Genomic DNA, 23,809 nt, shown 5'->3' on the forward strand with positions numbered 1-23,809 from the left:
TGAGCCATCAGGGAGAACACCATGCGAACCAAGGCACACGGCTTCACACGTGTTGACGAAACAGCGCCAAGTTGGGCCATGACCCGACGGCAAGCCTTGGCGGTGCTGACCAGCATCCCCTTGCTCGCACCCAACGCCTCGGCCAATGAAGCGCCAGTGCAACTGGCCACATCTTGGCCCCCTGGTCGGTCGCCGCAAGGCTTTTGGGTGAGCGAAAAGTTCGACGGCGTGCGCGCAGTCTGGGACGGACAAGTTTTGCGATTTCGCAGTGGCCGTGTTCTGAGCGCTCCCGCATGGTTTGTGGCTGCCTTGCCCTCGATGCCACTTGACGGTGAACTTTGGATGGGGCGAGGGCAGTTTGACCGTTTGTCGGGTGTGGTGCGCAAAGCGGTGCCCGATGACGAGGCCTGGCGTGCGGTGAAATACCTGGTGTTTGACGTTCCCGGACACGCTGCCCCGTTCAAAGATCGGGTGCGCTTGGTTCAAACTACCGTGCAGGCAGCCCGAGTGCCTTGGTTGGTGTCGGTGACACAAGAGGCTGTGCAAGATGCCCCGGCTTTGCAGTCGCTGTTGCAACAAACCGTGCGTGATGGTGGTGAAGGCTTGGTGTTGCACCGGACCGACGCCCATTGGCGCTCAGGCCGTACCGAGGCACTGTACAAACTCAAACCCGAACCCGACGAAGAAGGTCGGGTGGTGGGGTACCAACCGGGCAAGGGGCGGTTGCAGGGGCAGACGGGCGCTTTGCTGGTGCAGATGCCCTCAGGTCAGCGGTTTGCCTTGGGCGCAGGCCTGAGCGATGCGCTGCGCCGTGATCCACCCCCGGTGGGCGTTTGGGTGACTTACCGCTACCGTGACCGCACGCCCTCAGGTTTGCCGCGTTTTGCCAGCTTTGTGCGGGTGCGTGAGGCGGAGTAAAGCGCAGAAAAAAGTGAGGTCGCCTGTGGGAGCGAGCCCCTGCTCGCGAATACTTGCACGCGATACCGCGAACATTCGGCTGCAGGGGCAGCCTCCCACAAAAAACCAAGGCCTGGGGTTGACCTCAGGCGAACACGCCAGCAGTCTCCTGCATGCGGGCTGAGACCTCACCCAGCTGGTGCAGGGTGTCGCCAAAGGTCATGTCCAGCTGCGTCAATTTCTTGAAATAGTGGCTCACGATGTATTCGTCCGTCACGGCGATGCCGCCATGCAGTTGGACCGCTTGCTGACCAATGAAGCGCATGGACACGCCCAGTTGGTATTTGGCTCGGGCCATCGCACGGCGGCGCTCTTCGGCTGGCGCATGCAGCTTGAGTGTGGCGTAGTAGCTCATGGAGCGGCCCAGCTCCAGTTGCATTTTCATGTCGGCCACACGGTGACGCAAAGCTTGGAAGCTGGCGATGTTGACGCCAAACTGCTTGCGCGTGTTCATGTAGTCCACGGTGATGGCCAAAGTCTTGTCCATCACACCAACGGCTTCGGCGCAAACGCAGGCAATGCCAATGTCCACGGCTTCTTCAAGGGCGACGAGGCCATTCAAGGTGATGAGCTGCGCGGGCGCTTTGTTCAACACCACTTCTGCAGCACGTGCGCCGTCTTGTGTGCCGTAGGCCTGGGTGCTGACGCCGCTGGCGCTGCGCTCGACCAAGAACAAGGCCAGTTGGCCATTGGCCATGGCAGGCACCACATAGGCATCGGCCTGATCGCCTGCAGCCACCACACTCTTGGTGCCCGTCACGGACCACTGTCCACCCGATTCGTTGGCCAGCGCGGCGCAGCGGTTCAGTTGGTAACGAGCACCACGTTCTTGGTGGGCCAGAACCACGATCGCTTCGCCCGCTGCCATGCGGGGCAACCAAGCGGCTTGCAGGGCTGCTGGTGCATGGGTCTGCAGTGTGGCGCTGGTGATCAAGGTCTGGGTCAGGGGTTCCAGCACGATGCCGCGGCCGAGTTCTTCCATGGTGACCATGGCTTCGGTGGGGCCCATGCCCATGCCGCCGTGGTCTTCGCTTACATACAGTCCCGTCAGACCCAATTCGGCCAGTTCACCGTAGGCGCTGCGGTCAAAACCGCCCGCCGCCACGATGGCGCGGCGACGCTCGAAGTCGTAGCCCTTGTCCACCCATTTGCGGACCGCGTCGCGCAGTTGTTCCTGGTCGTCAGAAAAATCGAAATCCATGTGTGTCTCCTTAACCCAGAACTGTCTGAGCGACGATGTTGCGTTGCACTTCGTTGCTGCCGCCGTAAATGGTGGTCTTTCGCATGTTGAAGTAGTTGGCGGCCAGGGGCGCATTGGCCACCACGCCGCCAGGGAAGTTGCCTTGCCAGCCTGCGTCCATCGCTTCAAAGATGAAGGGCAGGGCAAAGGGACCCGCCGCTTGCATCATCAGCTCGGTGTAGCGCTGCTGGATTTCGCTGCCCTTGATCTTGAGTAGGCCTGCGATGTCGAGCGAGTTCTTGCCGGACTTTTCGGCCGACAACACGCGCAGCACCAGCATCTCCAGCGCCACGATGTCCACTTCGAGCTTGGCGATTTCGTCACGGAAGCGCAGGTCGTCGTACACGCCTTCGGCTTTGGCGATGCGCTTCAAGCGCTCGAGTTCGCGTTTGGCACGGTTCACGTCGGCGATGTTGGTGCGCTCGTGGGCCAACAGATGCTTGGCGTAGTTCCAGCCCTTGTTTTCTTCGCCAATCAGGTTCTCGGCGGGCACTTCGACGTTGTCAAACCAGACCTCGTTGACTTCGCACTCGCCGTCTAGCAGTTTGATGGGGCGCACGGTGATGCCGGGCGACTTCATGTCGATCAAGAGGAAAGAGATGCCGGTTTGTGGCTTGCCTTCGGTGCTGGTGCGCACCAGGCAGAAGATCCATTCGCCATACTGGCCCAGCGTGGTCCAGGTTTTCTGGCCGTTCACGATGTACTTGTCACCCACGCGCTCGGCACGGGTCTTGAGGGACGCCAGGTCCGAGCCGGAACCCGGCTCGCTGTAGCCCTGGCTCCACCAGACTTCGCCGCTGGCGATGCCGGGCAAAAAGCGCTTGTGCTGTTCGGCATTGCCAAAAGCCATGATCACCGGGGCCACCATGACGGGGCCAAAGGGCACCACGCGGGGGGCGCCAGCCAAGGCGCATTCTTCTTCAAACAAATGCTTTTGCACCGCAGTCCAGCCGGGGCCGCCGAACTGTGTGGGCCAACCCCAGCCCAGCCAGCCTTTTTTGCCCAAAATTTTGGCCCAGCGCTGCATGTCGTCACGCGTCAAACGCATGGCGGCGTGCACTTTTTGTGAAATGTCAGCGGGCAAGTTGTCCTTGACCCAGGTGCGGATCTCGTCGCGGAACGCGAGTTCGTCGGGGGTGAATGCCAAATCCATGGGGGACTTTCTCCGGTGGGGTGATGGCTGCAGCAATGCGCAGTGTGAGCAAAATCAAACGGTCGTGCTTTTTATCATGCCCCACCGGGGCAGGCCTGTCCTGGTTGCGACAAAAATGAACCCGGTCGCTCGCCTACGCGCTGGGTTCATTCGGTTTAACGGCGCGGCGGTGCGGGGATAATCGGGCACAAACCATGAAAAACATTGTCATTTTGATTTCTGGCTCGGGCTCCAATATGGCTGCCATCGTGCGTGCAGCAGAGCAAGGCCGCTGGGGCGAGCGCTTGAACGCTCGCGTGGCCACGGTGGTGAGCAACCGTGCCGATGCTGAAGGGCTGCGTTTCGCCAAGGACCACGGCATAGCCACGGCAGTTGTGGACCACAAAGGCTTTTCCAGCCGTGAAGCCTTTGATGAGGCCTTGATGGCCGAGATCGACCGCTTTGAACCTGTCTTGGTGGTTTTGGCAGGTTTCATGCGCATCCTGACGCCTGCTTTTGTGGCGCATTACGAAGGGCGCTTGCTCAACATTCACCCTTCTTTGTTGCCAGCGTTCCCTGGGCTGAATACACACCAGCGCGCGCTTGATGCGGGTTGCCAGTTTGCGGGTGCCACAGTGCACCAAGTCACCGCAGAACTCGACCATGGCCACATTCTGGCCCAGGCGGTGGTGCCGGTACTGCAGGGTGACAGCGCGGAAGACCTCGCTGCAAGGGTGCTCACACAAGAGCACCTGATGTATCCGCGCGCCGTGGCTGAATTTCTGCGAAACCTGCCTTTGTAGGTCGACGGCTTCAGCCACCGATCTGCCAGGCCCTTGTCAATCCCCGACGCGTGTGAAGCGGGGTTGGACTTTCCCGTTGAATTCCGCCACATCTGCAAACATGGCCGCAGGTCTTACCCAGAGGCCTTGTTCCCCATAAAGGGCTTGGTACAGCGTCATGGCTTGCAGGTCTTCACTGTGCCGCACGGTCCCCAGCACACGGTACATCCCGCCTTTGTAGTGTTGGTACAGGCCTTTTGGGGTTTCGGTCAATGGTGGCAGTGGCTCGGACATGGGTGCTTTCTGGAAGAGGGTTCAATTTGCAAGGGCAGGGATGGGACAATACGCCTCATGCATCCAAAAGCCCTTTTAGACGCCTGTGCCGATCTGGTCAGGCTGGTTCTTCAATTTGAACATCCCGCCGACGCCGTCGTGTCGCGCTATTTTCGCGAGCACCGCTCGCTCGGTCCGCGTGAGCGGGCCACTTTGGCCGAAACGGCCTTTGCCGTTTTGCGCAAGAAATTGCTGTTTGAGCAATTGGCGCGCTCCGGTTCGGGTCCCAAAGAACGCAAGCTGGCCATTTTGGGCTTCTTTGGTCCGCGGGACTTTTTGGCTGCGGCCCTGAACGACACCGAAAAACAATGGTTGGCCACATGCGACGCCATACCTGCCGATGCCCTGATGGCCCCGCACCGCCACAACCTGCCTGAGTGGATGGCGCAGGCTTTGCAAGCCCAACTGGGCGAAGATTTCTGGGCCTTGGCCGAAAACTTGCAACAACCGGGCACGCTCGATTTGCGTGTCAACACGTTTCAAGCCAAACGCAGCGAGATTCAGAAAGAATTGGCGCAAGCGGGCATCCCCTCTACACCCACGCCGTACTCGCCATGGGGCTTGCGCCTTGAAGGCAAGCCTGCTTTGCAAAAGACCGATGCCTTCACCCGTGGCGCGATCGAGGTGCAAGACGAAGGCTCGCAGCTCCTGGCCTTGCTGGTGGACGCTCACCGCGGTGAAATGGTGGTGGATTTTTGTGCCGGTGCGGGCGGTAAAACGCTGGCGCTGGGTGCGGCCATGCGCAGCACGGGCCGCCTGTATGCCTTTGACGTATCGGGTCACCGCCTGGATGCGCTCAAGCCCCGCATGGCCCGCAGCGGTTTGTCCAATGTGCATCCTGCAGCCATTGCGCATGAGCGCGACGACCGCGTCAAGCGTTTGGCCGGCAAGATCGACCGCGTGCTGGTCGATGCGCCGTGCTCTGGTCTGGGCACCTTGCGTCGCAACCCTGACTTGAAATGGCGTCAAAAGCCCCAAGCTGTGCAGGAGTTGACCGAGAAGCAGCTGGCCATCTTGCAAAGCGCCTCACGCATGGTCAAGTCGGGCGGTCGCTTGGTCTATGCCACGTGCAGTGTCTTGCCGGAAGAAAATGAGCTGATTGCACAAGCTTTCAGCGCGGCCAATCCTGACTTTGTGCCCTTGAATGTGGCGCAAGAGCTGGAGCGACTCAAGGTGCCAGACGCCGCGAGCTTGTGTTCTCCTGCGCCATCGGCAGATGCCAGCCCTGACGCCCTACCGAGCGGCACATTCTTGCGCTTGTGGCCGCATCGCCATGCCACGGATGGTTTTTTTGCCGCAGCATGGGTTAGAAAGTAACCATTTAAGACGCTTTGCGTGCGGATTCGGTCGAAATAGCTGTCCTTTTGAGGACGGAAAACTTAAAATTGACAAATTGCCTGAAATCAGGCGCCAGTAGAAAGACAGACTCATGTTGTTGCCTGATTGGGCTTTTTTAGATGCGTTGGTTCAATGGATGGGCCACGGCCTGTTTGACTTGTCGTGGTGGCAAATGGTGCTGGTCACCCTGGGCTTGACCCACATCACCATCGCCAGTGTCACGATTTTTCTGCACCGTCACCAAGCGCACCGCGCTTTGGACTTGCATGCCATTCCCTCGCATTTCTTCCGGTTCTGGCTGTGGTTGACCACCGGCCAAGTGACCAAGGAATGGGCCGCCATTCACCGTAAGCACCATGCCAAGTGCGAGCAAGCAGAAGACCCGCACAGCCCGCATGTCTATGGCATCAAGACCGTGTTGTTCACCGGTGCCGAGCTGTATCGCAAGGAGTCCAAGAACCTGGAAACCATGAAGCGCTATGGCCACGGCACACCTGACGACTGGATTGAGCGCAATCTGTACACCCGCTTTTCATGGCAGGGTGTGGCGCTGATGCTGATCATCGACGTGGCCTTGTTTGGTTTTCTGGGCCTGACGGTCTGGGCGGTTCAAATGGCCTGGATCCCGATCACAGCAGCCGGCATCATCAACGGTGCGGCCCATTATTGGGGTTACCGCAACTTCGAGGCGCATGACGCCAGCACCAACATTTCCCCTTGGGGCATCCTGATCGGTGGCGAAGAGTTGCACAACAACCACCACACCTATCCCACATCGGCCAAGCTGTCGGTCAAGCCTTACGAATTCGACATCGGTTGGTTGTACATCCGTGTCCTCGAAACCTTGGGCATGGCCACCGTCAAAAAGACGGCGCCCCGTTTGGCTTATGGTGACATTCGCCCCGTCGCAGACGAGAAGACGCTCGAAGCCCTGATCGCCAACCGTTACGAAGTGATGGCAGGTTATGCACGCCATGTGCGCGCGGTGATGCAGCAAGAAGGCAGCAAGCTCAAGCTGGATGCCAACGCCTTGCAAGCGGCCCAGCGCTGGTTGCACCGCGATGCGGCCAAGGTCCCGGCAGCAGCACAGGCGCAACTCAAGCAAGCCCGTGCTGCGAGTCCGGTGCTCGACAAGATGGTGCAAATGCGCGAAGAGTTGAGCCAAATCTGGCTCAACACATCGCATTCACGCGAGCAACTGGCAGCCGATTTGCAAGCCTGGTGCCGCCGCGCTGAAGAAAGCGGCATCGCTGCTTTGCGTGACTTTTCCGTGAAATTGCGCGCAGTCCGTCAGACGGCCTGATCGTTTCAACGTTCAGTCAACAGCAGGGCCTTTGGGCCCTGTTTGTTTTGGACAATGGGAGGCTTTGGAGTAGACGTTTGTCATACTCCCGTGCCCATTTGTTGTGCCCGCGCCCGCATGTCATACCTGTTGCCGCATGTCATAGCTGTGCCCATTTGTCATACCCGCGCATGCGGGTATCCATGACGGTTGAAGCCACTTAGGCTCTGACGGGTTCGAATTGCCAAAGACGTATCCAGGCTGGCAGATTGAAGCTGTACGGCCCGGCACATTCACCTTGTTCAGGCATAAAAAAACCCGCTGTATCCAGCGGGTTTTTTGTGAGAAGGCTCAGACTGAATTACTTCAGCTTGATTTCCTTGTATTCAACGTGCTTGCGAGCTTTGGGGTCGAACTTCATGATCGACATTTTCTCGGGCATGGTTTTTTTGTTTTTGCTGGTCGTGTAGAAGTGACCAGTGCCAGCTGTGGATTCCAGCTTGATTTTTTCGCGTCCGCCTTTGGTTGCCATGGTGTATGACTCCTAATGTTCTGGGTTTAGGCTTGACCGCGTGCACGCAGATCTGCGAGCACGGCATCGATGCCGTTTTTGTCGATCAGGCGCAGAGCAGCGCTGGAAACGCGCAGACGCACCCAACGGTTTTCTGTTTCAACCCAGAAACGACGGTATTGCAGGTTCGGCAGGAACCGGCGCTTGGTTTTGTTGTTGGCGTGGGAAACATTGTTTCCCGTCATTGGGCCTTTGCCCGTTACGTCGCAAACGCGTGCCATGTGGACACTCCGATACTTTTAAAACAGCCGGTGCCGATGGGTCTCATGCAGACTTGCATGGGGCCTGGCGCTCCAGCCTCACCTCGCCAAGATGGGTGGCGGTATCCCAGATCGCTGACTCCGTGATCCCGAATGACAACCCGGGCAGTTCCAGCAAAGCCTTGAATTATAGCCTCAAAGCGATGGCTTGGATCGTTGCGCCAGTTGGTCCAGTGCTTAAAGGGCGACGTTTGCCCCTTGTGGGTTGTGAGATGGGGGTGCCTGCCGGGGTTCAGAGGCGCTTCGCTTTGCCACATCACCCCTGCAGGCACCCCCATCTCACATTGACTGTTAGCGGGACTTTCAATACAGCTGTGCTGAGGTTCCCGTCCGTGTCGAAGACGCGGGTGCGTTAACCGTTGTTCTGTTCCAGAAAGCGCTGAGCATCCAGCGCCGCCATGCAGCCCGTGCCCGCGCTGGTGATGGCCTGGCGGTACACATGGTCTTGTACATCGCCAGCGGCAAACACGCCAGGCACCGAGGTTTGGGTGGCAAAGCCCTTCAAACCGCCTTGGGTCACGATGTAGCCGTTTTCCAGCTCCAGCTGGCCCTGGAAAATCTCGGTGTTGGGGGCATGGCCAATGGCAATGAAGCAACCTTTGAGTTCGACGTCTTCCAGGCTGCCATCCACTGTGCTTTTCAGGCGCACGCCGGTCACGCCGGTGTCGTCACCCAGCACTTCTTCCAGAGTCTGGAAGGTTTTGAGCACGATCTTGCCAGCGGCCACCTTTTCCATCAGCTTGTCCACCAAAATCGGCTCGGCCTTGAATTTGTCACGGCGGTGAATCAAATAGACCGTGCTGGCGATATTGGACAGGTACAGGGCTTCTTCGACTGCGGTGTTGCCGCCGCCGACCACGCAGCACAGCTGCTCGCGGTAGAAAAAGCCATCGCAAGTGGCGCAGCCGCTCACGCCACGGCCCATGAATGCGGTCTCGGATGGCAGGCCCAGGTATTTGGCCGAAGCACCTGTGGCAATGATCAGGCTGTCGCAGGTGTAAGTGCCGCTGTCGCCGATCAGGGTGAAGGGGCGCTGGTCGAGTTTCACGGTGTGGATGTGGTCAAACACGATTTCGGTGTTGAAGCGCTCTGCGTGCTCCTGAAAGCGCTGCATCAGCTCGGGGCCTTGTACGCCATGCACGTCCGCTGGCCAGTTGTCGACTTCGGTGGTGGTCATGAGCTGGCCGCCTTGCGCCATGCCGGTGATCAACAAAGGCTTCAGGTTGGCTCGAGCGGCATAAACAGCAGCGGTGTAACCGGCAGGGCCAGAGCCGAGGATCAGGACTTGGGCGTGTTTGGGTGTGGCAGACATGGTGTGCAATCGGGTTAATCGGTCAGTTGAAAGACAAAGTGGATGCAGTACATCCAGTGCGGTGATTGTAAGAAACCACCAAAGGCAGGGGGCCGAGAGGGTTTCCGCAGGGCTTCTGCGCTGCCCGAGGTCGGCTTGATCGGGTAAGCTTGAGGCTTAATTTATGACCTATTCACTGCACACATTGACCAACCCCACGGCCCGTGCCCCGGAGGTTGAAGCGCCCCAGACTTTTTGGTCGCGATTTGCGCAAGAAATCGTCCTTTTGCTGGGCGGCACTTTGCTTTTATTGTGCCTGCTGGCTTTTTTGAGTTATCAACCCTCCGATCCCGCCTGGTCTACCTCGGGCAGCGGCCCAGTGGTGCGCAACTGGGTTGGGCGGGTAGGTGCCTGGTTGGCCGATTTGGCGTATTTCGGGCTGGGCTATTCGGCTTGGTGGTGCTTGGCCGCTGCGGGTCGTGCCTGGTTGGTCGGCTTGGCCCGCTGGATGCGAGGTCCATCAGGCGAAGACATGCCGCACTTGCCAGCTTATTGGCGGCGCAGCCGTTGGATTTTTTGGATCGGTTTGCTGGTTCTGGTTGCGGCCAGTGCCAGCATCGAGTGGGCGCGTTTTTACAGGCTTGAGTCCCATCTGCCAGGGCACAGTGGCGGTGTGGTCGGTTATTTGGTGGGGGCCACCAGCGTCCGATGGTTGGGCTTTACCGGTGCTGCATTGATGAGCATTGCGCTGGTGGTGGCTGGTGTCGCGATGGTGTTCCGCTTCTCATGGGGGCAGTTGGCAGAGCAGGTCGGTGCGCGCATTGATGCCTTGATTCAGTCGCGGCATGTTAAGCGTGAAATTCAGGAAGACTTGGCTTTGGGCCAGCAGGCTTTGCGTGAACGTGAGCAATCGGTGCCCATGCAGGCTATCGAACCACAGTGGGACATGGACCATTTGACGGCCCCCGAAGGGCAGTTGGACTTGGAACCCGTGCCAGTACCTGCTCCGTCACCCACGCCCATGGTCATCGAGCCGGCCGTTGTGGATGTGCCCCGCAGCGATCGGGTGGTCAAGGAAAAGCAAAAACCACTGTTCAACGAATTGCCCGACAGCAAGCTGCCGCAGGTGGATTTGCTAGATGCCATCACTTTGCGCCAAGAGACGGTGTCGCACGAAACGCTGGAGATGACCAGCCGTTTGATCGAGAAAAAGCTCAAGGATTTTGGCGTCGAGGTGCGCGTGGTGGCAGCGGCTCCTGGCCCTGTGATCACCCGCTACGAGATCGAACCCGCCACCGGTGTCAAGGGTTCGCAGGTGGTGAACTTGGCCAAAGACCTGGCACGCTCGCTCAGCCTGGTGTCTATCCGGGTGATCGAAACCATTCCGGGTAAAAACTTCATGGCGTTGGAGTTGCCCAATGCCAAGAGGCAGTCGATCAAGTTGAGTGAAATTTTGGGTTCACAGGTCTACAACGAAGCGAAGTCCATGTTGACCATGGGTTTGGGCAAAGACATCATTGGCAACCCGGTGGTGGCCGATCTGGCCAAGATGCCGCACGTGCTGGTGGCCGGTACCACCGGTTCTGGCAAGTCGGTCGGTATCAACGCCATGATCCTCTCCTTGCTTTACAAGGCAGAAGCGCGTGATGTGCGCCTCTTGATGATTGACCCCAAGATGCTGGAGATGTCGGTCTACGAAGGCATTCCGCACCTGCTGGCCCCGGTGGTCACTGACATGCGTCAGGCTGCGCATGGACTGAACTGGTGCGTGGCCGAAATGGAAAAACGCTACAAGCTGATGAGCAAGATGGGCGTGCGCAACTTGGCCGGATACAACCAGAAGATCGACGAAGCCACTGCTCGCGAAGAGTTCATCTACAACCCGTTTAGCCTCACCCCGGACGATCCCGAGCCGCTCAAGCGTCTGCCGCACATTGTGGTGGTGATCGACGAGTTGGCCGATTTGATGATGGTGGTGGGCAAGAAGATCGAAGAGCTGATCGCCCGACTGGCGCAGAAGGCCCGTGCCGCCGGTATCCATTTGATTTTGGCGACGCAGCGCCCCAGCGTGGATGTGATCACCGGTTTGATCAAGGCCAACATCCCGACCCGCATCGCCTTTCAGGTGTCGAGCAAGATCGACAGCCGCACCATTTTGGATCAGATGGGTGCCGAGGCACTGTTGGGCATGGGCGATATGCTCTACATGCCTTCGGGCACTGGCTTCCCCATCCGGGTGCATGGCGCTTTTGTGAGCGACGAAGAGGTGCACCGCGTGGTGAGCTACCTCAAGAGCCAGGGCGAGCCCGATTACATCGAAGGCGTGCTCGAAGGCGGCACGACTGATGATGATGGCGGGATGCTGGGCGAGGGGGATAACTCTGAAAAAGACCCCATGTACGACCAAGCCGTCGAAGTGGTGTTGAAAAACCGCAAGGCCAGTATTTCTTTGGTGCAGCGCCATCTCAAAATTGGTTATAACCGCGCCGCCCGCTTGGTCGAAGACATGGAAAAAGCCGGTCTGGTCAGCAGCATGAGCGGCAGCGGCCAGCGCGAAATTTTGGTGCCTGCTCGGGCAGAGTGATGAACATGAACCGTTTAGACCGTGCCCGCAGGCAAGTGGTGATGGGGCTTTTGTGTGCAGGGCTGTGCATGGCGATGCCCGCGCTGGCCGATGGCCTGGATGCCTTGACCCAATTCATGAAGCAAGCACGCAGCGGACGGGCGCAATTCAGCCAGTCGGTCACATCGCCTTCGAAAGCCGGCCAGCCGCCACGCGTCAAAACATCAAGTGGCAGTTTTGAGTTCCAGCGTCCGGGCAAATTCCGCTTTGACTACCGCAAACCTTTTGTACAGACCTTGGTGGCCGATGGCCAGACGCTGTGGTTGCACGATGTGGACTTGAACCAGGTCACGGCACGCAAGCAGGCACAGGTGTTGGGTTCCACCCCGGCCGCCTTGCTCACCGCTGCCTCTGACCTCGAGTCGTTGAAAACCGATTTTGTGTTCAAAACCGAGCCTGACCGTGATGGCTTGCAATGGGTCAGCGCGACCCCCAAAGCCGCCGAAGGCCAGATTCGGACTGTGATGGTCGGTTTGCGCGCGACCGACAAAGGTCCCGAACTGGCGGTGATGGATGTGCAAGACAGTCTCGGCCAACGCTCTGTGCTGACCTTCACCGCTTTTGAGCTGAATCCCGTTTTGGCCGCTCAGGCTTTTGTTTTTCGCGCGCCGCCTGGGGTGGACGTGATCCGCCCATGACCCCGCCCCTGTCGCCCCATGCCCCCTTGGCCGAGCGTTTGCGCCCGCGCCATCTGGGTGAGGTGATTGGCCAGCAGCATTTGCTGGGCGAGGGCATGGCTTTGCGTCTGGCGTTCGAGTCGGGCCAGCCGCACAGCTGCATTTTGTGGGGCCCTCCGGGGGTGGGCAAAACCACCATCGCCCGTTTGATGGCCGATGCCTTTGACGCACAGTTTCTCAGCATCAGTGCGGTGCTGGGCGGAGTCAAAGACATTCGTGAAGCCGTTGAAAAGGCCGAGGCTGCACGCACCGGCCTCCACCCGCAGCGCACCATCATGTTTGTGGACGAGGTGCACCGCTTCAACAAAAGTCAGCAAGACGCGTTTTTGCCGCATGTCGAAAGCGGCTTGTTCACCTTCATCGGTGCCACCACCGAAAACCCGTCTTTCGAAGTGAACTCGGCCTTGCTTTCTCGGGCGGCCGTCTATGTGTTGCAGCCTTTGTCGGAGGGCGACTTGCAAAACATCGTCGTGCGTGCGCAGGGCATTCAGGCCGTTCCGGGCATTGAGCCCGATGCACTGGCCCGCTTGCTGGCCTATGCCGATGGCGACGCACGGCGCTTGTTGAACACGCTCGAGACCCTGTCTATGGCGGCCAAACAAGAGGCCATTGACCCCGTGACAGACGCTTGGCTGATGCGGGTGTTGGGCGAGCGCATGCGCCGCTACGACAAAGGCGGAGAGCAGTTCTACGACACCATCAGCGCTTTGCACAAATCGGTGCGGGGCTCAGACCCCGATGCCGCACTGTATTGGTTCGTTCGCATGCTCGATGGCGGTGCAGACCCACGTTACATGGCACGCCGTTTGATCCGCATGGCCAGCGAAGACATCGGTTTGGCCGACCCACGCGCCTTGCGCATGGCGCTGGATGCGGCCGATGTGTATGAGCGTTTGGGTAGCCCCGAAGGCGAGCTGACCTTGGCGCAATGCGTGATTTACTTGGCCATGGCGCCCAAATCAAATGCCGCTTACAAGGCCTTCAACGAAGCCAAAGCCTTTGTTAAAAAGGATGGTACGCGCCCGGTGCCCATGCATTTGCGCAATGCCCCGACCCAGTTGATGAAAAATCTCGATTACGGCAAAGGCTATCGCTATGCCCATGACGAAGCCGATGGTTTTGCGGCAGGTGAGCGCTATTTGCCCGAAGGTATGCCCGAGCCTGGTTTTTACAGGCCGGTTCGCCGAGGTTTGGAAATCAAAATTGCCGATAAATTGGAAGAATTGCGAAAGAGAAATTCAGCCACAGGGTAATTCCCGAGCAAATTGAATGCTGACACGATCCTTTCTTTCACTACAATCCCGCCACCCCCGCCCAGACAAGAGCTGATCTGGCGGGGTTTTTGCTAGTTGTCAGGGGTTACCCAAAAAGTGACTCTTGATTTGATAACAACAACCGAAGCGCGACCCGTTATGAACAGGTCAAAACACGGAGAAATTTTATGGACGTCTTCTTCCAGCAGGTCATCAACGGCCTGGTCATGGGCAGCATGTACGCCTTGGTGGCCTTGGGCTACACCATGGTGTACGGCATCATCAACCTGATCAACTTTGCGCACGGTGAAGTGCTGATGGTGGGCGCTCTGACGAGCTGGACCGCCATTGGCATGATGCGAGACGCCATGCCCGGCGCACCCGGGTGGGTCATTTTGATTCTCGCCACCTTGATCGCCTGCGTGGTGGCGGTGGTCCTGAATTTTTCGATCGAAAAAATCGCATACCGGCCACTGCGCAACAGTCCCAAATTGGCTCCGCTGATCACTGCGATCGGCATGAGTATTTTGTTGCAGACCTTGGCCATGATCATCTGGAAGCCGAACTACAAGGCTTACCCGACCTTGCTGTCGAGCACACCGGTCAACATGGGGGGGGTGGTCATCACGCCCACCCAAATCATGATTTTGGGCGTCACCGCCGTTTCATTGGCTGTCTTGATGTGGTTGGTCAATTACACCCGTCTGGGGCGTGCCATGCGGGCCACCGCAGAAAACCCGCGTGTGGCAGGTTTGATGGGCGTCAAGCCAGACATGGTGATTTCGGCCACCTTTGTGATTGGTGCCATCTTGGCCGCCATTGCGGGTGTGATGTACGCATCCAATTACGGCACAGCACAACACGCCATGGGTTTTTTGCCGGGCCTCAAAGCCTTCACGGCCGCTGTGTTTGGCGGCATCGGTAACTTGTCCGGTGCTGTGATCGGTGGCATTTTGCTGGGCCTGATCGAAGCCATTGGCTCGGGCTACATCGGTCACCTCACGGGCGGTGTCTTGGGTAGCCATTACACCGACATCTTTGCGTTCATTGTTCTGATCATCGTGCTGACTCTGCGTCCCTCGGGCCTCATGGGTGAGCGTGTGGCCGATCGCGCTTGATGGAGGCAAATATGAAAAACAACAAAACACTTCAATACATCCTGATCGCTGCAGGGCTGATTGCATTGCCCTTGATCCTGCAAGTTTTCGGCAACGCTTGGGTGCGTATCGCCGACATGGCCTTGCTGTACATCTTGCTGGCCATTGGCCTGAACATCGTGGTCGGCTATGCCGGTTTGCTCGACTTGGGCTACGTGGCGTTCTTCGCGGTAGGGGCCTATATGTATGGCTTGCTGTCGTCCCCCCACTTGACCAACACCTTTGCTTGGATCGCCACGGCCTTTCCAGAAGGCATGCACATGCCCATCTGGCTGATCGTGCCTGTGGGGGCTGCGCTGGCGGGTCTGTTTGGCATGTTGCTGGGCGCGCCTACGCTCAAGCTGCGCGGTGACTACCTGGCCATCGTGACTTTGGGCTTCGGTGAAATCATCCGTGTGTTCATGAACAACCTGGACCACCCTGTCAACATCACCAACGGCCCCAAGGGGCTGGATCAAATCGATCCCATTTCGATTTTTGGTCTGAACCTCGGCAAAAAGCTGATGATTGGCGACTTCGAGATTGCCTCGGTCTCGCTTTATTACTACCTGTTCCTCAGCTTGGTGCTGGTCACGATTTTGATTTCGCACCGATTGGAAGTCTCCCGCATCGGTCGCGCCTGGATGGCGATCCGCGAAGACGAAATCGCGGCCAAAGCCATGGGCCTGAACACCCGCAACCTCAAGCTCTTGGCTTTCGGCATGGGCGCGACCTTCGGTGGCGTGTCGGGGGCCATGTTCGCAGGCTTCCAAGGCTTCATTTCGCCCGAGTCCTTCAGCCTGATGGAGTCGGTGATGATCGTGGCGATGGTGGTGCTCGGTGGTTTGGGCTATTTGCCCGGTGTGATTTTGGGCGCCATTTTGTTGTCCGCATTGCCCGAGGTGCTGCGCTATGTCGCCGGCCCACTGCAAGAGATGACTGGCGGCCGTTTGGACGCCTCCATCATGCGCCAGCTGCTCGTGGCTTTGGCCATGATCGTGATCATGTTGATGCGTCCTCGCGGGCTGTGGCCCTCGCCTGAGCATGGCAAATCGCTCAAGACGAAATGAAGGAGCAGAACATGAATCCAACAGCCAACAAAGACACCGTTCTCAACGTTTCCGGCATTTCCAAGCGATTTGGCGGTCTGCAGGCCCTCTCGGATGTGGGCATCACCATTCAGCGTGGTCAGGTCTATGGCCTGATCGGTCCCAACGGCGCAGGCAAGACCACGTTTTTCAACGTGATCACGGGCCTTTACACCCCTGATAGCGGCACTTTTGAGCTGGCAGGCAAGCCTTACCAGCCCACTGCCGTGCACGAAGTGGCCAAGGCCGGCATTGCCCGCACATTCCAGAACATCCGCTTGTTTGCCGAAATGACGGCCCTGGAAAACGTGATGGTGGGCCGCCATGTGCGCACCCACTCGGGTTTGCTGGGGGCGATTTTCCGCACACCCAGTTTCAAAGCCGAAGAGGCCGCCATTGCCCAACGCGCACAAGAACTGCTCGACTACGTGGGCATTGGCAAGTTTGCAGACTACAAAGCCCGCACCTTGTCCTATGGCGATCAACGTCGCCTGGAAATTGCCCGCGCTTTGGCAACCGACCCGCAGCTCATTGCGCTGGATGAGCCTGCCGCTGGCATGAACGCCACTGAAAAAGTGCAACTGCGCGAGTTGATCGACCAGATCCGCAAGGACAACCGCACCATCTTGTTGATCGAACACGATGTGAAGCTGGTCATGGGCTTGTGCGACCGCGTCACGGTGCTCGACTACGGCAAACAAATTGCCGAAGGCACGCCCGCTGATGTGCAGAAGAATGAAAAAGTGATTGAAGCCTATTTGGGCACGGGAGGACACTGAGATGGCCGACATCCTTTTGAAAGTCAAAGACCTGCAAGTTGGCTACGGCGGCATTCAGGCAGTCAAAGGCGTGAGCCTCGAAGTGCGCGAAGGCGAGTTGGTCTCATTGATCGGCTCCAACGGTGCGGGCAAAACCACCACCATGAAAGCCATCACCGGCACCTTGCCTTTGCAGGCTGGCGACATTGAATACCTGGGCAAGAGCATCAAGGGCCAAGGCCCTTGGGATCTGGTCAAGCAAGGCCTGGCCATGGTGCCCGAAGGCCGCGGCGTGTTCACCCGCATGACCATCACCGAGAACCTGCAAATGGGTGCCTACATCCGCTCGGACGCGGCGGGCATCGCTGACGACATCGAGAAAATGTTCACCATTTTCCCGCGTCTGCGCGAACGCAAGGACCAGCTGGCAGGCACCATGTCCGGCGGTGAGCAGCAGATGCTGGCCATGGGCCGCGCCCTGATGAGCCGCCCCAAGGTTTTGCTGCTCGACGAGCCCTCCATGGGGCTGTCGCCCATCATGGTCGACAAGATCTTCGAGGTGGTGCGCGACGTGTACGCCCAGGGCGTCACGGTGCTGCTGGTCGAGCAAAACGCCAGCCGTGCTTTGGCCATTGCCGATCGCGGTTATGTGATGGACTCCGGCCTCATCACCATGACCGGCGTGGGCAAGGACATGCTCGAAGACCCCAAGGTGCGAGCAGCCTATTTGGGCGAGTGATCGGAGTCAGTTTGCGTTCGGCACTCAACGCGTTCTGCCTGTCACCCCGGACTTGATCCGGGGTCCATCCCGACACCACCGTCGGAAAATGGATACCGGATCATGTCCGGTATGACAGCCATGTTGGCTCAATCTACCCGTGCGCCACTGGCCTTGACCACGCTCTCATAGCGTGCCAATTCTTTCTTCATGAACGCGCCAAATTGCTCGGGCGAGTTGCCCACAGGCTCGGCCAGGAGTTGCGCGAAACGGGTTTTCGTTTCGGGTGTTTGCAGTGCAGCGACAAACGCTTTGTTCAGCCGCTCCACCACATCGCGCGGCGTGGCGGCTGGGGCGACCAAGCCCCACCAGGTGTCGATCGAGAAGTCTTTCAGGGTTTCGCTCATGCTCGGGATGTCGGGCAGGGCGTTGCTGCGCTGGGCAGTGGTGACAGCCAAGGCCTTGAGCCGGCCCGCCTTGATGTTGGCGGCCGCCGTGGCCAGGTTGTCGAAGTTGAAGTCGACTTGGCCCGACAGCAAAGCTAACTGCGCGGGGTTGCCTCCGTTGTAGGGAATGTGCACCGCAAAAATGCCGGCGGCCCGCTTGAACATTTCACCGGCCAGGTGACCCGCACTGCCGTTGCCACCGGAGCCAAAGTTCAGCTTGGCCGGGTTGGCTTTGGCGTAGGCCACCAAATCGGCCAGGGTGTTGATCTTCAGGCGCTGCGCGGTCTCGGCGTTCATCACCAGCACATTGGGCACACGCAGCATTTGGGTGATGGGCGCAAAGTCGCGGCTGGCGTCATAGGGCATCTTGGCAAACAGCCAGGGGTTGATGGCATGCGTGGCCGTGGCCGCGATGCCGATCGTCAGGCCATCGGGCGCGGCCTTGGCGACCAGGTCAGCACCCAAGTTTCCACCTGCCCCGGGACGGTTCTCGATGATGACGGTGCCCAAGCTGTCTTTCACGCGCTCGGCCAAGGCCCGCGCCGTGACGTCGATCGGGCCACCGGGTGCATAGGGCACGATGATGCGGATGGGCTTGCCTTGCGCCCAAGTGGGCGCTGAAAGGGCAAGGGATGCGGCGGTGAATTGACGGCGGGTGATCAAAGTCATGGTGTGCTCCGGAAATAGGCGTTTCAGGCCTTGGCCTTGTCTGCCTCAGACGTGAAGGAGTCTGCGTAGAACTCTTCTTCGGGCAAACCGCCTTGCGCCACATAGTCACGCTTGGCCGAGTCCACCACGATGGGGGCACCACAGGCATAAACCTGGTGGCCTGACAGATCCGGGAAGTCCTGCAACACCGCTTGGTGCACAAAGCCGGCGCGTCCTGTCCAGTGGTCTTCGGCTTCGGCGTTCGAGATCACCGGCACATAGCGCAGGTTGGGCATCTCGGCTAAGCGGGCTTCCACCCAATCGGCCATGTACAGATCGTCCGGTCGGCGGCCGCCCCAGTACAGCGTGGTCGGGCGGGCGATACCCCGGTGCTGCATGTGTTCGATCAGCGCCTTGATGGGCGCAAAGCCTGTGCCCGAGGCCAACAGCACGATGGGCTTGTCGGAGTCTTCACGCAGGTAAAAGCTGCCATATGGGCCTTCGGCGCGCAGGATGTCTTTTTCCTTCATGGTGGTGAACACCGGGTCAGTGAATTTACCGCCGGGCATGTGGCGGATGTGCAGCTCCACCGTGGGCGGCGCGACTTCCAGCGTGTGGGGGGCGTTGGCCATGCTGTAGCTGCGGCGTGAGCCGTCGCGCAGCAAAAACTCGATGTACTGGCCAGCGTGGAACTTCATCACGTCGTTTGCAGGCAGTTGCAGCTTGAGTTCGATCACATCGTGTGACTTTTTCTCAAGGCTGACCACGCGCACGGGCATCTTCTTGACGGGCAAGCCGCCTTCGGCCGTCACTTGTTTGGATTCGAGCACCACATCGCTTTGGGCGGTGGCGCAGCAGGTCAGCACCAAGCCTTGGGCTTCTTCTTCGTCGCTCAGGGCTTTGGCTTGGTGGGGGCCGTGCACCACGGTGCCTGAGATTTTTTTGCACTTGCACGAACCGCAAGCGCCGTCCTTGCAGCCATAGGGCAGGCCGATGCCCTGGCGGATGCCTGCGGTCAGCAAGGTTTCGTTGTCGTCTGCAGTGAAGCTGCGGCCGCTGGGCTGCACGGAAATTTGAAAGCTCATCTTTTGGGTATCCTTGAGGGCTCGTTGTTGACCCGGAACCCCTGATTTTGCCTTCAAACCAAACCCCCTTGGGCGCACGGCCTGCCCGCTTCCGTCGCCAGCGTGTCCTGATCGTGGGCTGTGGCGATGTCGGCCTGCGCACAGCGGGCCAGTTGGGGGCCCCTCAAAGCCAGCGTGTGAAGCTGATGGCGCTGACCTCTTCACCTGAACGTGTGCGCTTGCTGCGGGCCTGTGGCATCACACCCTTGTTGGGCAATTTGGACGATTCAGCCAGTTTGAAGCGCCTGGCAGGCATTGCTCACCGGGTCATCCATTTGGCCCCTCCGCCGAGCGATCGTCGCGGTGATTCCGAACGCGATCCGCGCAGCCTGGCCTTGGTGCGTGCCTTGCGTTTGCGCACGCCGCCACAAGCGCTGGTCTACGGCTCAACCACCGGTGTTTATGGTGACTGCGCAGGCCTGCGCGTAGGTGAAACGCGGCCCGTCAAACCGCACACCCCACGCGCACAGCGCCGGGTCGATGCCGAGAGCCTGATGCGCTTTTTGGGCCGTAGCGGTGTTCGGGTGAGCGTGTTGCGCATCCCCGGCATCTATGCGCCCGACCGGGAGGGTGGCACCCCCCGTGAGCGCTTGCTCAAGGGCACGCCCGTGCTGGTGGCCAAAGAAGACGTCTATACCAACCACATCCATGCCAACGATTTGGCCCGCGCGTGTGCCGCCGCTTTGTGGCGGGGCAAACCCCAGCGCGTGGTCAATGTGGCCGACGACACCGATCTGAAAATGGGCGACTACTTTGATCTGGCGGCCAGCTTGTACGGATTGCCCAAGCCGCCCCGCATCTCGCGCCATGACGCCAACACCGCGCTGCCCTTGATGTTGTTGAGCTTCATGAACGAGTCTCGGCGTCTGGACAACACCCGAATGAAGCGGGAGTTGAAAATCCGTTTGCACTACCCCCACGTGCGCGACGGCCTGAGCCCTCAAGGCGCCTTGTTTTCGGTTTCGCGATGACATCCTTGCGCATTGACAAATGGCTGTGGGCGGCCCGTTTCTACAAAACCCGCAGCCTGGCCAGCGATGAAATCGGCAAAAACCGTGTGCAGGTCAACGGGCAAGACGCCAAGCCGTCCAAAGAAGTCAAACCCGGCGACACCGTGTGCCTGCGCCAAGGCGCTGTGGAGCGCACAGTGGTGGTGCAGGGCTTGAGTGGCGTGCGCGGCCCGGCTCCGGTCGCACAGCTGCTGTACACAGAAACCCCGGAAAGCATCGCTGCCCGCCAAAAAGCGGCGGAGCAGCACCGTCTGGCCCGTGAGCCTGCGCTCAGCATTGAGCAAGGCCGCCCCACCAAGCGCGACCGCCGACAAATCGAAAAGACTTGGGATAACCGGTGGAGTGCGGGGATCGATTGATCTGAAAAACCAAAAGAAAAAGCCGCAAGTTACTGGAACTTGCGGCTTTTTGTTTGGTGCCCGGGGCCGGACTCGAACCGGCACGCCTTGCGGCGGGGGATTTTGAGTCCCCTGAGTCTACCAATTTCACCACCCGGGCAGGTATTCGTGAAGACATGAATTATGGCACATTATTGGGATGATTTATCCAACTATTGAAGATGCAATCGGTAAAACACCTTTGGTGGCTTTGCAGAGGTTGGCCGCCACGGATCGGGCCGCTCGGCAGAACGTGATTTTGGGCAAGCTGGAGGGCAACAACCCGGCGGGCTCTGTCAAGGATCGCCCAGCTTTGTCGATGATTCGCCGGGCCGAAGAGCGCGGCGAGATCAAACCCGGCGACACCCTGATCGAGGCCACCTCGGGCAACACCGGCATTGCTCTGGCCATGGCGGCTGCCATCAAGGGTTACCGCATGATTTTGATCATGCCCGAGGACCTGTCGATCGAGCGTGCGCAGACCATGAAGGCCTTTGGCGCTGAGCTGATCCTCACGCCCAAGAGCGGCGGTATGGAATATGCCCGTGACTTGGCTGACAACATGGCAGCGCAAGGCAAGGGGCGCATTCTGGACCAGTTTTCCAATGCCGATAACCCGCGCATCCATTACGAGACCACCGGCCCCGAAATTTGGGAGCAGACCGGCGGGCGCATCACCCATTTTGTGAGCGCCATGGGAACCACAGGCACCATCACGGGTGTGTCACGGTTTTTGAAAGAAAAGAACCCGGCGATCCGCATCATTGGGGCGCAGCCCAGCGAAGGTTCGCGCATTCCGGGCATCCGAAAGTGGCCGCAAGAGTATTTGCCCAAGATTTACGACCCTGCGGGCGTGGACGAATTGGTTTATGTGAGCCAGAACGATGCCGAGGAAACTTGCCGTCAAATGGCCCGCAGCGAAGGTATTTTTGCGGGCATATCTGCCGCGGGCGCTTGTTGGGTCGCGCAGGAGATTGCGAAAACCGTGCAAAACGCCACCATTGTGTTCATCGTGTGCGATCGCGGTGATCGTTACTTGTCCACAGGCGTGTTCCCCGCCTGAACCCAGGATGCCCCATGGCTGAATTTCGTTTTTGCCCGCAATGCGCCACCCCTTTGGCTTGGCAAACCCAGATGGAAGACGGAGGCGAAGTCATGCGCCTGCGTTGCACCGCCTGCGACTTCACCCACTGGAACAACCCCACGCCCGTGCTGGCGGGGATTGTGCAAGTGGGCGATCAGATCTTGTTGGCCCGCAATGCCGCATGGCCTGGCCGGCGTTTTGCGCTGATCACCGGCTTCATGGAGGCGGGCGAAACACCTGAAGAAGGCATCACGCGCGAGATTGCCGAAGAAACCAATCTGAAGGTGTCAGCCCTCAAGTTGATTGGCGTCTACGACTTCCAGCGCATGAACCAAGTGATCATTGCCTACCATGCGGTAGCCGAAGGCGAGGTGCGTTTGTCGCCTGAGTTGGCCGAGTACAAGATGTTCGATTTCAAAGACTTGATTTGCTGGCCTGCGGGCACTGGCTACGCCTTGGGCGACTGGTTACGCACCATCGGCATTGAGCCGAAGTTCATGTCGTGGGAAGAGCGTGCCGCGCAAAGCCAAGAATCAAATCAGGACACATGATGCACATCGACAAGGAAATAGACACCAGCGGCCTGAACTGCCCTCTGCCCATTTTGAAAGCCAAGAAGGCTTTGAACGAGATGAGCAGCGGACAGGTGCTCAAGGTCATCGCCACCGATCCCGGCGCTTGGCGGGATTTTGAAGCGTTTGCACGCCAGACCGGCAATGATTTGGTTTTGCAGGAAAAGACCGAAACCAGTTTTGTCTTTGGCCTCAAGCGACGCTGATCAGAGGCTCAGTCCCTTGAGGTAGTCGCGGAACGAAGCACCCACTTGGGGGTGTTGCAGGGCCAGCTCTACCGTGGCTTCCAAGAAGCCTTCCTTGCTGCCGCAATCGTAGCGCTTGCCTTGGTACTGAAAGGCATAAACCGCCTCACGTTGCAACAGGCGGGCAATCGCATCGGTGAGTTGGATTTCGCCGCCCACGCCTGTGGGCTGGTTGCGGATCTCGTCAAAAATACCTGGCGTCAAGATGTAGCGACCGGCCACGCCCATGCGCGAAGGGGCTTTGTCTGGGCTGGGTTTCTCGACGATTTGTTCGACGCGTATCAATTGGCGGCCAGCGGGCTCACCAGCCACGATGCCGTAGCGCTTGACTTGGTCAAGTGGCACTTCTTGCACCGCCAGCACTGAGCGGCCTTGCTTGGTGTAGGCCTCGACCATCTGGGACAGGATGGAAGGGCCCGAGTTGACCATCAGGTCATCGGCCAACAGCACAGCAAACGGTTCATTGCCCACCAGGGGCTCGGCGCAGAGCACGGCGTGACCCAAGCCCAGCATGCGGTTTTGCCGCACATAAGCGCACACCATGTCGTCGGGCTGCACTGAGCGCACCAAGGCCAGCAATTCGTCTTTGTGGGCCGCTTCGAGTTCGCTTTCGAGTTCGTAGGCGGTGTCAAAGTGGTCTTCGATAGCACGTTTGCTGCGGCCCGTCACAAAGATCATGTGCCGCACGCCCGCCGCGTAGGCTTCCTCCACCGCGTACTGGATCAGCGGCTTGTCGACCACCGGCAGCATCTCTTTGGGCGCAGCTTTGGTCGCTGGCAAAAAGCGTGTGCCCAAACCGGCCACAGGGAACACGGCTTTGCGAATGACGTTGTGGCTCATGGTGTCTCCGAGGGTGAGGGCTGC

General features: G+C 59.1%; 25 protein-coding genes and 1 tRNA gene. 16 read left to right on the top strand and 10 right to left on the bottom strand.

Annotation, left to right across the window (positions count from 1 at the left end):
- Positions 1-21 precede the first annotated feature (21 nt).
- Positions 22-918, top strand: coding sequence for a DNA ligase (locus B9Z37_RS09205; protein ID WP_240606676.1), 897 nt, complete (start codon positions 22-24; stop codon positions 916-918).
- Positions 919-1,042: 124 nt separating this feature from the next.
- Here the strand turns inward: B9Z37_RS09205 and B9Z37_RS09210 are convergent, their stop codons facing one another.
- Both B9Z37_RS09210 and B9Z37_RS09215 read right to left on the bottom strand, forming a co-directional pair.
- Positions 1,043-2,158 carry an acyl-CoA dehydrogenase family protein gene (locus B9Z37_RS09210; protein ID WP_108312735.1) on the bottom strand — a complete coding sequence of 372 codons (1,116 nt, stop codon included), beginning with the start codon at positions 2,156-2,158 and terminating at the stop codon, positions 1,043-1,045.
- Between the two features lie 10 nt (positions 2,159-2,168).
- A complete protein-coding gene (locus B9Z37_RS09215) occupies positions 2,169-3,350 on the bottom strand; it encodes an acyl-CoA dehydrogenase family protein (protein ID WP_108312736.1) in 1,182 nt (393 codons plus the stop codon).
- A gap of 194 nt (positions 3,351-3,544) precedes the next feature.
- On the opposite strand from B9Z37_RS09215, the gene purN reads away from it, so the two are divergent.
- Positions 3,545-4,132: a phosphoribosylglycinamide formyltransferase gene (gene purN, locus B9Z37_RS09220; RefSeq protein ID WP_108312737.1), complete on the top strand. Its 588-nt coding sequence runs from the start codon at positions 3,545-3,547 to the stop codon at positions 4,130-4,132.
- Positions 4,133-4,168: 36 nt separating this feature from the next.
- Here the strand turns inward: purN and B9Z37_RS09225 are convergent, their stop codons facing one another.
- Positions 4,169-4,405 (bottom strand): DUF1653 domain-containing protein, encoded by a 237-nt coding sequence (locus B9Z37_RS09225; protein ID WP_108312738.1) that lies wholly within the window; start codon positions 4,403-4,405, stop codon positions 4,169-4,171.
- 57 nt (positions 4,406-4,462) lie between these two features.
- On the opposite strand from B9Z37_RS09225, the gene B9Z37_RS09230 reads away from it, so the two are divergent.
- Both B9Z37_RS09230 and B9Z37_RS09235 read left to right on the top strand, forming a co-directional pair.
- A complete protein-coding gene (locus B9Z37_RS09230; RefSeq protein ID WP_108312739.1) occupies positions 4,463-5,761 on the top strand; it encodes an RsmB/NOP family class I SAM-dependent RNA methyltransferase in 1,299 nt (432 codons plus the stop codon).
- A 112-nt stretch (positions 5,762-5,873) separates the two neighbouring features.
- Positions 5,874-7,085, top strand: coding sequence for a DesA family fatty acid desaturase (locus tag B9Z37_RS09235; RefSeq protein ID WP_108312740.1), 1,212 nt, complete (start codon positions 5,874-5,876; stop codon positions 7,083-7,085).
- Between the two features lie 340 nt (positions 7,086-7,425).
- On the opposite strand, the gene rpmG is transcribed toward B9Z37_RS09235, so the two are convergent.
- From rpmG to trxB, 3 genes are all read right to left on the bottom strand, one after another.
- Positions 7,426-7,596, bottom strand: a complete 171-nt coding sequence (gene rpmG, locus B9Z37_RS09240) for a 50S ribosomal protein L33 (protein WP_006298735.1) — start codon at positions 7,594-7,596, stop codon at positions 7,426-7,428.
- A gap of 26 nt (positions 7,597-7,622) precedes the next feature.
- A complete protein-coding gene (gene rpmB, locus B9Z37_RS09245) occupies positions 7,623-7,856 on the bottom strand; it encodes a 50S ribosomal protein L28 (protein WP_026039317.1) in 234 nt (77 codons plus the stop codon).
- Between the two features lie 391 nt (positions 7,857-8,247).
- Complete coding sequence (trxB, locus tag B9Z37_RS09250) at positions 8,248-9,207, bottom strand: thioredoxin-disulfide reductase (protein ID WP_108312741.1); 960 nt, start codon at positions 9,205-9,207, stop codon at positions 8,248-8,250.
- A 163-nt stretch (positions 9,208-9,370) separates the two neighbouring features.
- Between trxB and B9Z37_RS09255 the strand changes: the two genes are divergently transcribed.
- The 7 genes from B9Z37_RS09255 (at position 9,371) to B9Z37_RS09285 (ending at position 17,460) form a co-directional block, all read left to right on the top strand.
- Positions 9,371-11,770 (top strand): DNA translocase FtsK, encoded by a 2,400-nt coding sequence (locus B9Z37_RS09255; protein WP_108312742.1) that lies wholly within the window; start codon positions 9,371-9,373, stop codon positions 11,768-11,770.
- 5 nt (positions 11,771-11,775) lie between these two features.
- Complete coding sequence (gene lolA, locus B9Z37_RS09260) at positions 11,776-12,447, top strand: outer membrane lipoprotein chaperone LolA (RefSeq protein ID WP_108312988.1); 672 nt, start codon at positions 11,776-11,778, stop codon at positions 12,445-12,447.
- Positions 12,444-13,739 (top strand): replication-associated recombination protein A, encoded by a 1,296-nt coding sequence (locus B9Z37_RS09265; protein ID WP_108312743.1) that lies wholly within the window; start codon positions 12,444-12,446, stop codon positions 13,737-13,739. The genes lolA and B9Z37_RS09265 overlap by 4 nt, the downstream gene beginning before the upstream one ends.
- Positions 13,740-13,927: 188 nt before the next feature.
- Positions 13,928-14,857, top strand: coding sequence for a branched-chain amino acid ABC transporter permease (locus B9Z37_RS09270; protein WP_108312744.1), 930 nt, complete (start codon positions 13,928-13,930; stop codon positions 14,855-14,857).
- Between the two features lie 11 nt (positions 14,858-14,868).
- Positions 14,869-15,945, top strand: a complete 1,077-nt coding sequence (locus tag B9Z37_RS09275) for an ABC transporter permease subunit (protein WP_108312745.1) — start codon at positions 14,869-14,871, stop codon at positions 15,943-15,945.
- An 11-nt stretch (positions 15,946-15,956) separates the two neighbouring features.
- Positions 15,957-16,742 carry an ABC transporter ATP-binding protein gene (locus B9Z37_RS09280; RefSeq protein WP_240606677.1) on the top strand — a complete coding sequence of 262 codons (786 nt, stop codon included), beginning with the start codon at positions 15,957-15,959 and terminating at the stop codon, positions 16,740-16,742.
- A 1-nt stretch (position 16,743) separates the two neighbouring features.
- Complete coding sequence (locus B9Z37_RS09285) at positions 16,744-17,460, top strand: ABC transporter ATP-binding protein (protein ID WP_108312747.1); 717 nt, start codon at positions 16,744-16,746, stop codon at positions 17,458-17,460.
- A 128-nt stretch (positions 17,461-17,588) separates the two neighbouring features.
- Here the strand turns inward: B9Z37_RS09285 and B9Z37_RS09290 are convergent, their stop codons facing one another.
- Entirely contained in the window at positions 17,589-18,554 is a 966-nt protein-coding gene (locus tag B9Z37_RS09290) for a Bug family tripartite tricarboxylate transporter substrate binding protein (protein WP_108312748.1), read from the bottom strand.
- 23 nt (positions 18,555-18,577) lie between these two features.
- Positions 18,578-19,618: a CDP-6-deoxy-delta-3,4-glucoseen reductase gene (locus tag B9Z37_RS09295; protein WP_108312749.1), complete on the bottom strand. Its 1,041-nt coding sequence runs from the start codon at positions 19,616-19,618 to the stop codon at positions 18,578-18,580.
- A 47-nt stretch (positions 19,619-19,665) separates the two neighbouring features.
- Here B9Z37_RS09295 and B9Z37_RS09300 point away from each other — a divergent pair, with 47 nt between their 5' ends.
- Positions 19,666-20,628, top strand: a complete 963-nt coding sequence (locus B9Z37_RS09300; RefSeq protein WP_108312750.1) for an SDR family oxidoreductase — start codon at positions 19,666-19,668, stop codon at positions 20,626-20,628.
- A complete protein-coding gene (locus B9Z37_RS09305; RefSeq protein ID WP_108312751.1) occupies positions 20,625-21,026 on the top strand; it encodes an RNA-binding S4 domain-containing protein in 402 nt (133 codons plus the stop codon). Before B9Z37_RS09300 ends, B9Z37_RS09305 begins: the two co-directional genes overlap by 4 nt.
- Positions 21,027-21,080: 54 nt before the next feature.
- On the opposite strand, the gene B9Z37_RS09310 is transcribed toward B9Z37_RS09305, so the two are convergent.
- Positions 21,081-21,165 (bottom strand) — tRNA-Leu (locus B9Z37_RS09310).
- A gap of 39 nt (positions 21,166-21,204) precedes the next feature.
- On the opposite strand from B9Z37_RS09310, the gene cysM reads away from it, so the two are divergent.
- From cysM to B9Z37_RS09325, 3 genes are read left to right on the top strand one after another with little or no spacing between them, the layout of a single operon-like run.
- Positions 21,205-22,107, top strand: coding sequence for a cysteine synthase CysM (cysM, locus tag B9Z37_RS09315; RefSeq protein WP_108312752.1), 903 nt, complete (start codon positions 21,205-21,207; stop codon positions 22,105-22,107).
- A 14-nt stretch (positions 22,108-22,121) separates the two neighbouring features.
- Positions 22,122-22,679, top strand: coding sequence for an NUDIX hydrolase (locus B9Z37_RS09320; protein ID WP_108312753.1), 558 nt, complete (start codon positions 22,122-22,124; stop codon positions 22,677-22,679).
- Positions 22,679-22,906, top strand: a complete 228-nt coding sequence (locus B9Z37_RS09325; RefSeq protein WP_205872583.1) for a sulfurtransferase TusA family protein — start codon at positions 22,679-22,681, stop codon at positions 22,904-22,906. Before B9Z37_RS09320 ends, B9Z37_RS09325 begins: the two co-directional genes overlap by 1 nt.
- Here B9Z37_RS09325 and galU read toward each other — a convergent pair whose 3' ends face one another.
- On the bottom strand, positions 22,907-23,785 hold the full coding sequence (galU, locus tag B9Z37_RS09330; RefSeq protein ID WP_108312755.1) for a UTP--glucose-1-phosphate uridylyltransferase GalU: 879 nt from the start codon (positions 23,783-23,785) through the stop codon (positions 22,907-22,909).
- Positions 23,786-23,809 lie beyond the last annotated feature (24 nt).

The sequence above is a fragment of the Limnohabitans parvus II-B4 genome, from assembly GCF_003063455.1.
Lineage (GTDB): Bacteria > Pseudomonadota > Gammaproteobacteria > Burkholderiales > Burkholderiaceae_C > Limnohabitans_A > Limnohabitans_A parvus.

Excerpts from the sequence above, each read along its gene's own strand:
- B9Z37_RS09210 (WP_108312735.1), bottom strand. The coding sequence starts at position 2,158 with ATGGATTTCGATTTTTCTGACGACCAGGAACAACTGCGCGACGCGGTC.
- B9Z37_RS09290 (WP_108312748.1), bottom strand. The coding sequence starts at position 18,554 with ATGACTTTGATCACCCGCCGTCAATTCACCGCCGCATCCCTTGCCCTT.
- B9Z37_RS09280 (WP_240606677.1), top strand. The coding sequence starts at position 15,957 with ATGAATCCAACAGCCAACAAAGACACCGTTCTCAACGTTTCCGGCATT.
- B9Z37_RS09295 (WP_108312749.1), bottom strand. The coding sequence starts at position 19,618 with ATGAGCTTTCAAATTTCCGTGCAGCCCAGCGGCCGCAGCTTCACTGCA.
- B9Z37_RS09230 (WP_108312739.1), top strand. The coding sequence starts at position 4,463 with ATGCATCCAAAAGCCCTTTTAGACGCCTGTGCCGATCTGGTCAGGCTG.
- B9Z37_RS09285 (WP_108312747.1), top strand. The coding sequence starts at position 16,744 with ATGGCCGACATCCTTTTGAAAGTCAAAGACCTGCAAGTTGGCTACGGC.
- B9Z37_RS09215 (WP_108312736.1), bottom strand. The coding sequence starts at position 3,350 with ATGGATTTGGCATTCACCCCCGACGAACTCGCGTTCCGCGACGAGATC.
- rpmB (WP_026039317.1), bottom strand. The coding sequence starts at position 7,856 with ATGGCACGCGTTTGCGACGTAACGGGCAAAGGCCCAATGACGGGAAAC.
- B9Z37_RS09255 (WP_108312742.1), top strand. The coding sequence starts at position 9,371 with ATGACCTATTCACTGCACACATTGACCAACCCCACGGCCCGTGCCCCG.
- cysM (WP_108312752.1), top strand. The coding sequence starts at position 21,205 with ATGATTTATCCAACTATTGAAGATGCAATCGGTAAAACACCTTTGGTG.
- lolA (WP_108312988.1), top strand. The coding sequence starts at position 11,776 with ATGAACCGTTTAGACCGTGCCCGCAGGCAAGTGGTGATGGGGCTTTTG.
- B9Z37_RS09205 (WP_240606676.1), top strand. The coding sequence starts at position 22 with ATGCGAACCAAGGCACACGGCTTCACACGTGTTGACGAAACAGCGCCA.
- rpmG (WP_006298735.1), bottom strand. The coding sequence starts at position 7,596 with ATGGCAACCAAAGGCGGACGCGAAAAAATCAAGCTGGAATCCACAGCT.
- B9Z37_RS09270 (WP_108312744.1), top strand. The coding sequence starts at position 13,928 with ATGGACGTCTTCTTCCAGCAGGTCATCAACGGCCTGGTCATGGGCAGC.
- trxB (WP_108312741.1), bottom strand. The coding sequence starts at position 9,207 with ATGTCTGCCACACCCAAACACGCCCAAGTCCTGATCCTCGGCTCTGGC.
- B9Z37_RS09320 (WP_108312753.1), top strand. The coding sequence starts at position 22,122 with ATGGCTGAATTTCGTTTTTGCCCGCAATGCGCCACCCCTTTGGCTTGG.
- B9Z37_RS09235 (WP_108312740.1), top strand. The coding sequence starts at position 5,874 with ATGTTGTTGCCTGATTGGGCTTTTTTAGATGCGTTGGTTCAATGGATG.
- galU (WP_108312755.1), bottom strand. The coding sequence starts at position 23,785 with ATGAGCCACAACGTCATTCGCAAAGCCGTGTTCCCTGTGGCCGGTTTG.
- B9Z37_RS09275 (WP_108312745.1), top strand. The coding sequence starts at position 14,869 with ATGAAAAACAACAAAACACTTCAATACATCCTGATCGCTGCAGGGCTG.
- B9Z37_RS09225 (WP_108312738.1), bottom strand. The coding sequence starts at position 4,405 with ATGTCCGAGCCACTGCCACCATTGACCGAAACCCCAAAAGGCCTGTAC.
- B9Z37_RS09305 (WP_108312751.1), top strand. The coding sequence starts at position 20,625 with ATGACATCCTTGCGCATTGACAAATGGCTGTGGGCGGCCCGTTTCTAC.
- B9Z37_RS09325 (WP_205872583.1), top strand. The coding sequence starts at position 22,679 with ATGCACATCGACAAGGAAATAGACACCAGCGGCCTGAACTGCCCTCTG.
- B9Z37_RS09265 (WP_108312743.1), top strand. The coding sequence starts at position 12,444 with ATGACCCCGCCCCTGTCGCCCCATGCCCCCTTGGCCGAGCGTTTGCGC.
- purN (WP_108312737.1), top strand. The coding sequence starts at position 3,545 with ATGAAAAACATTGTCATTTTGATTTCTGGCTCGGGCTCCAATATGGCT.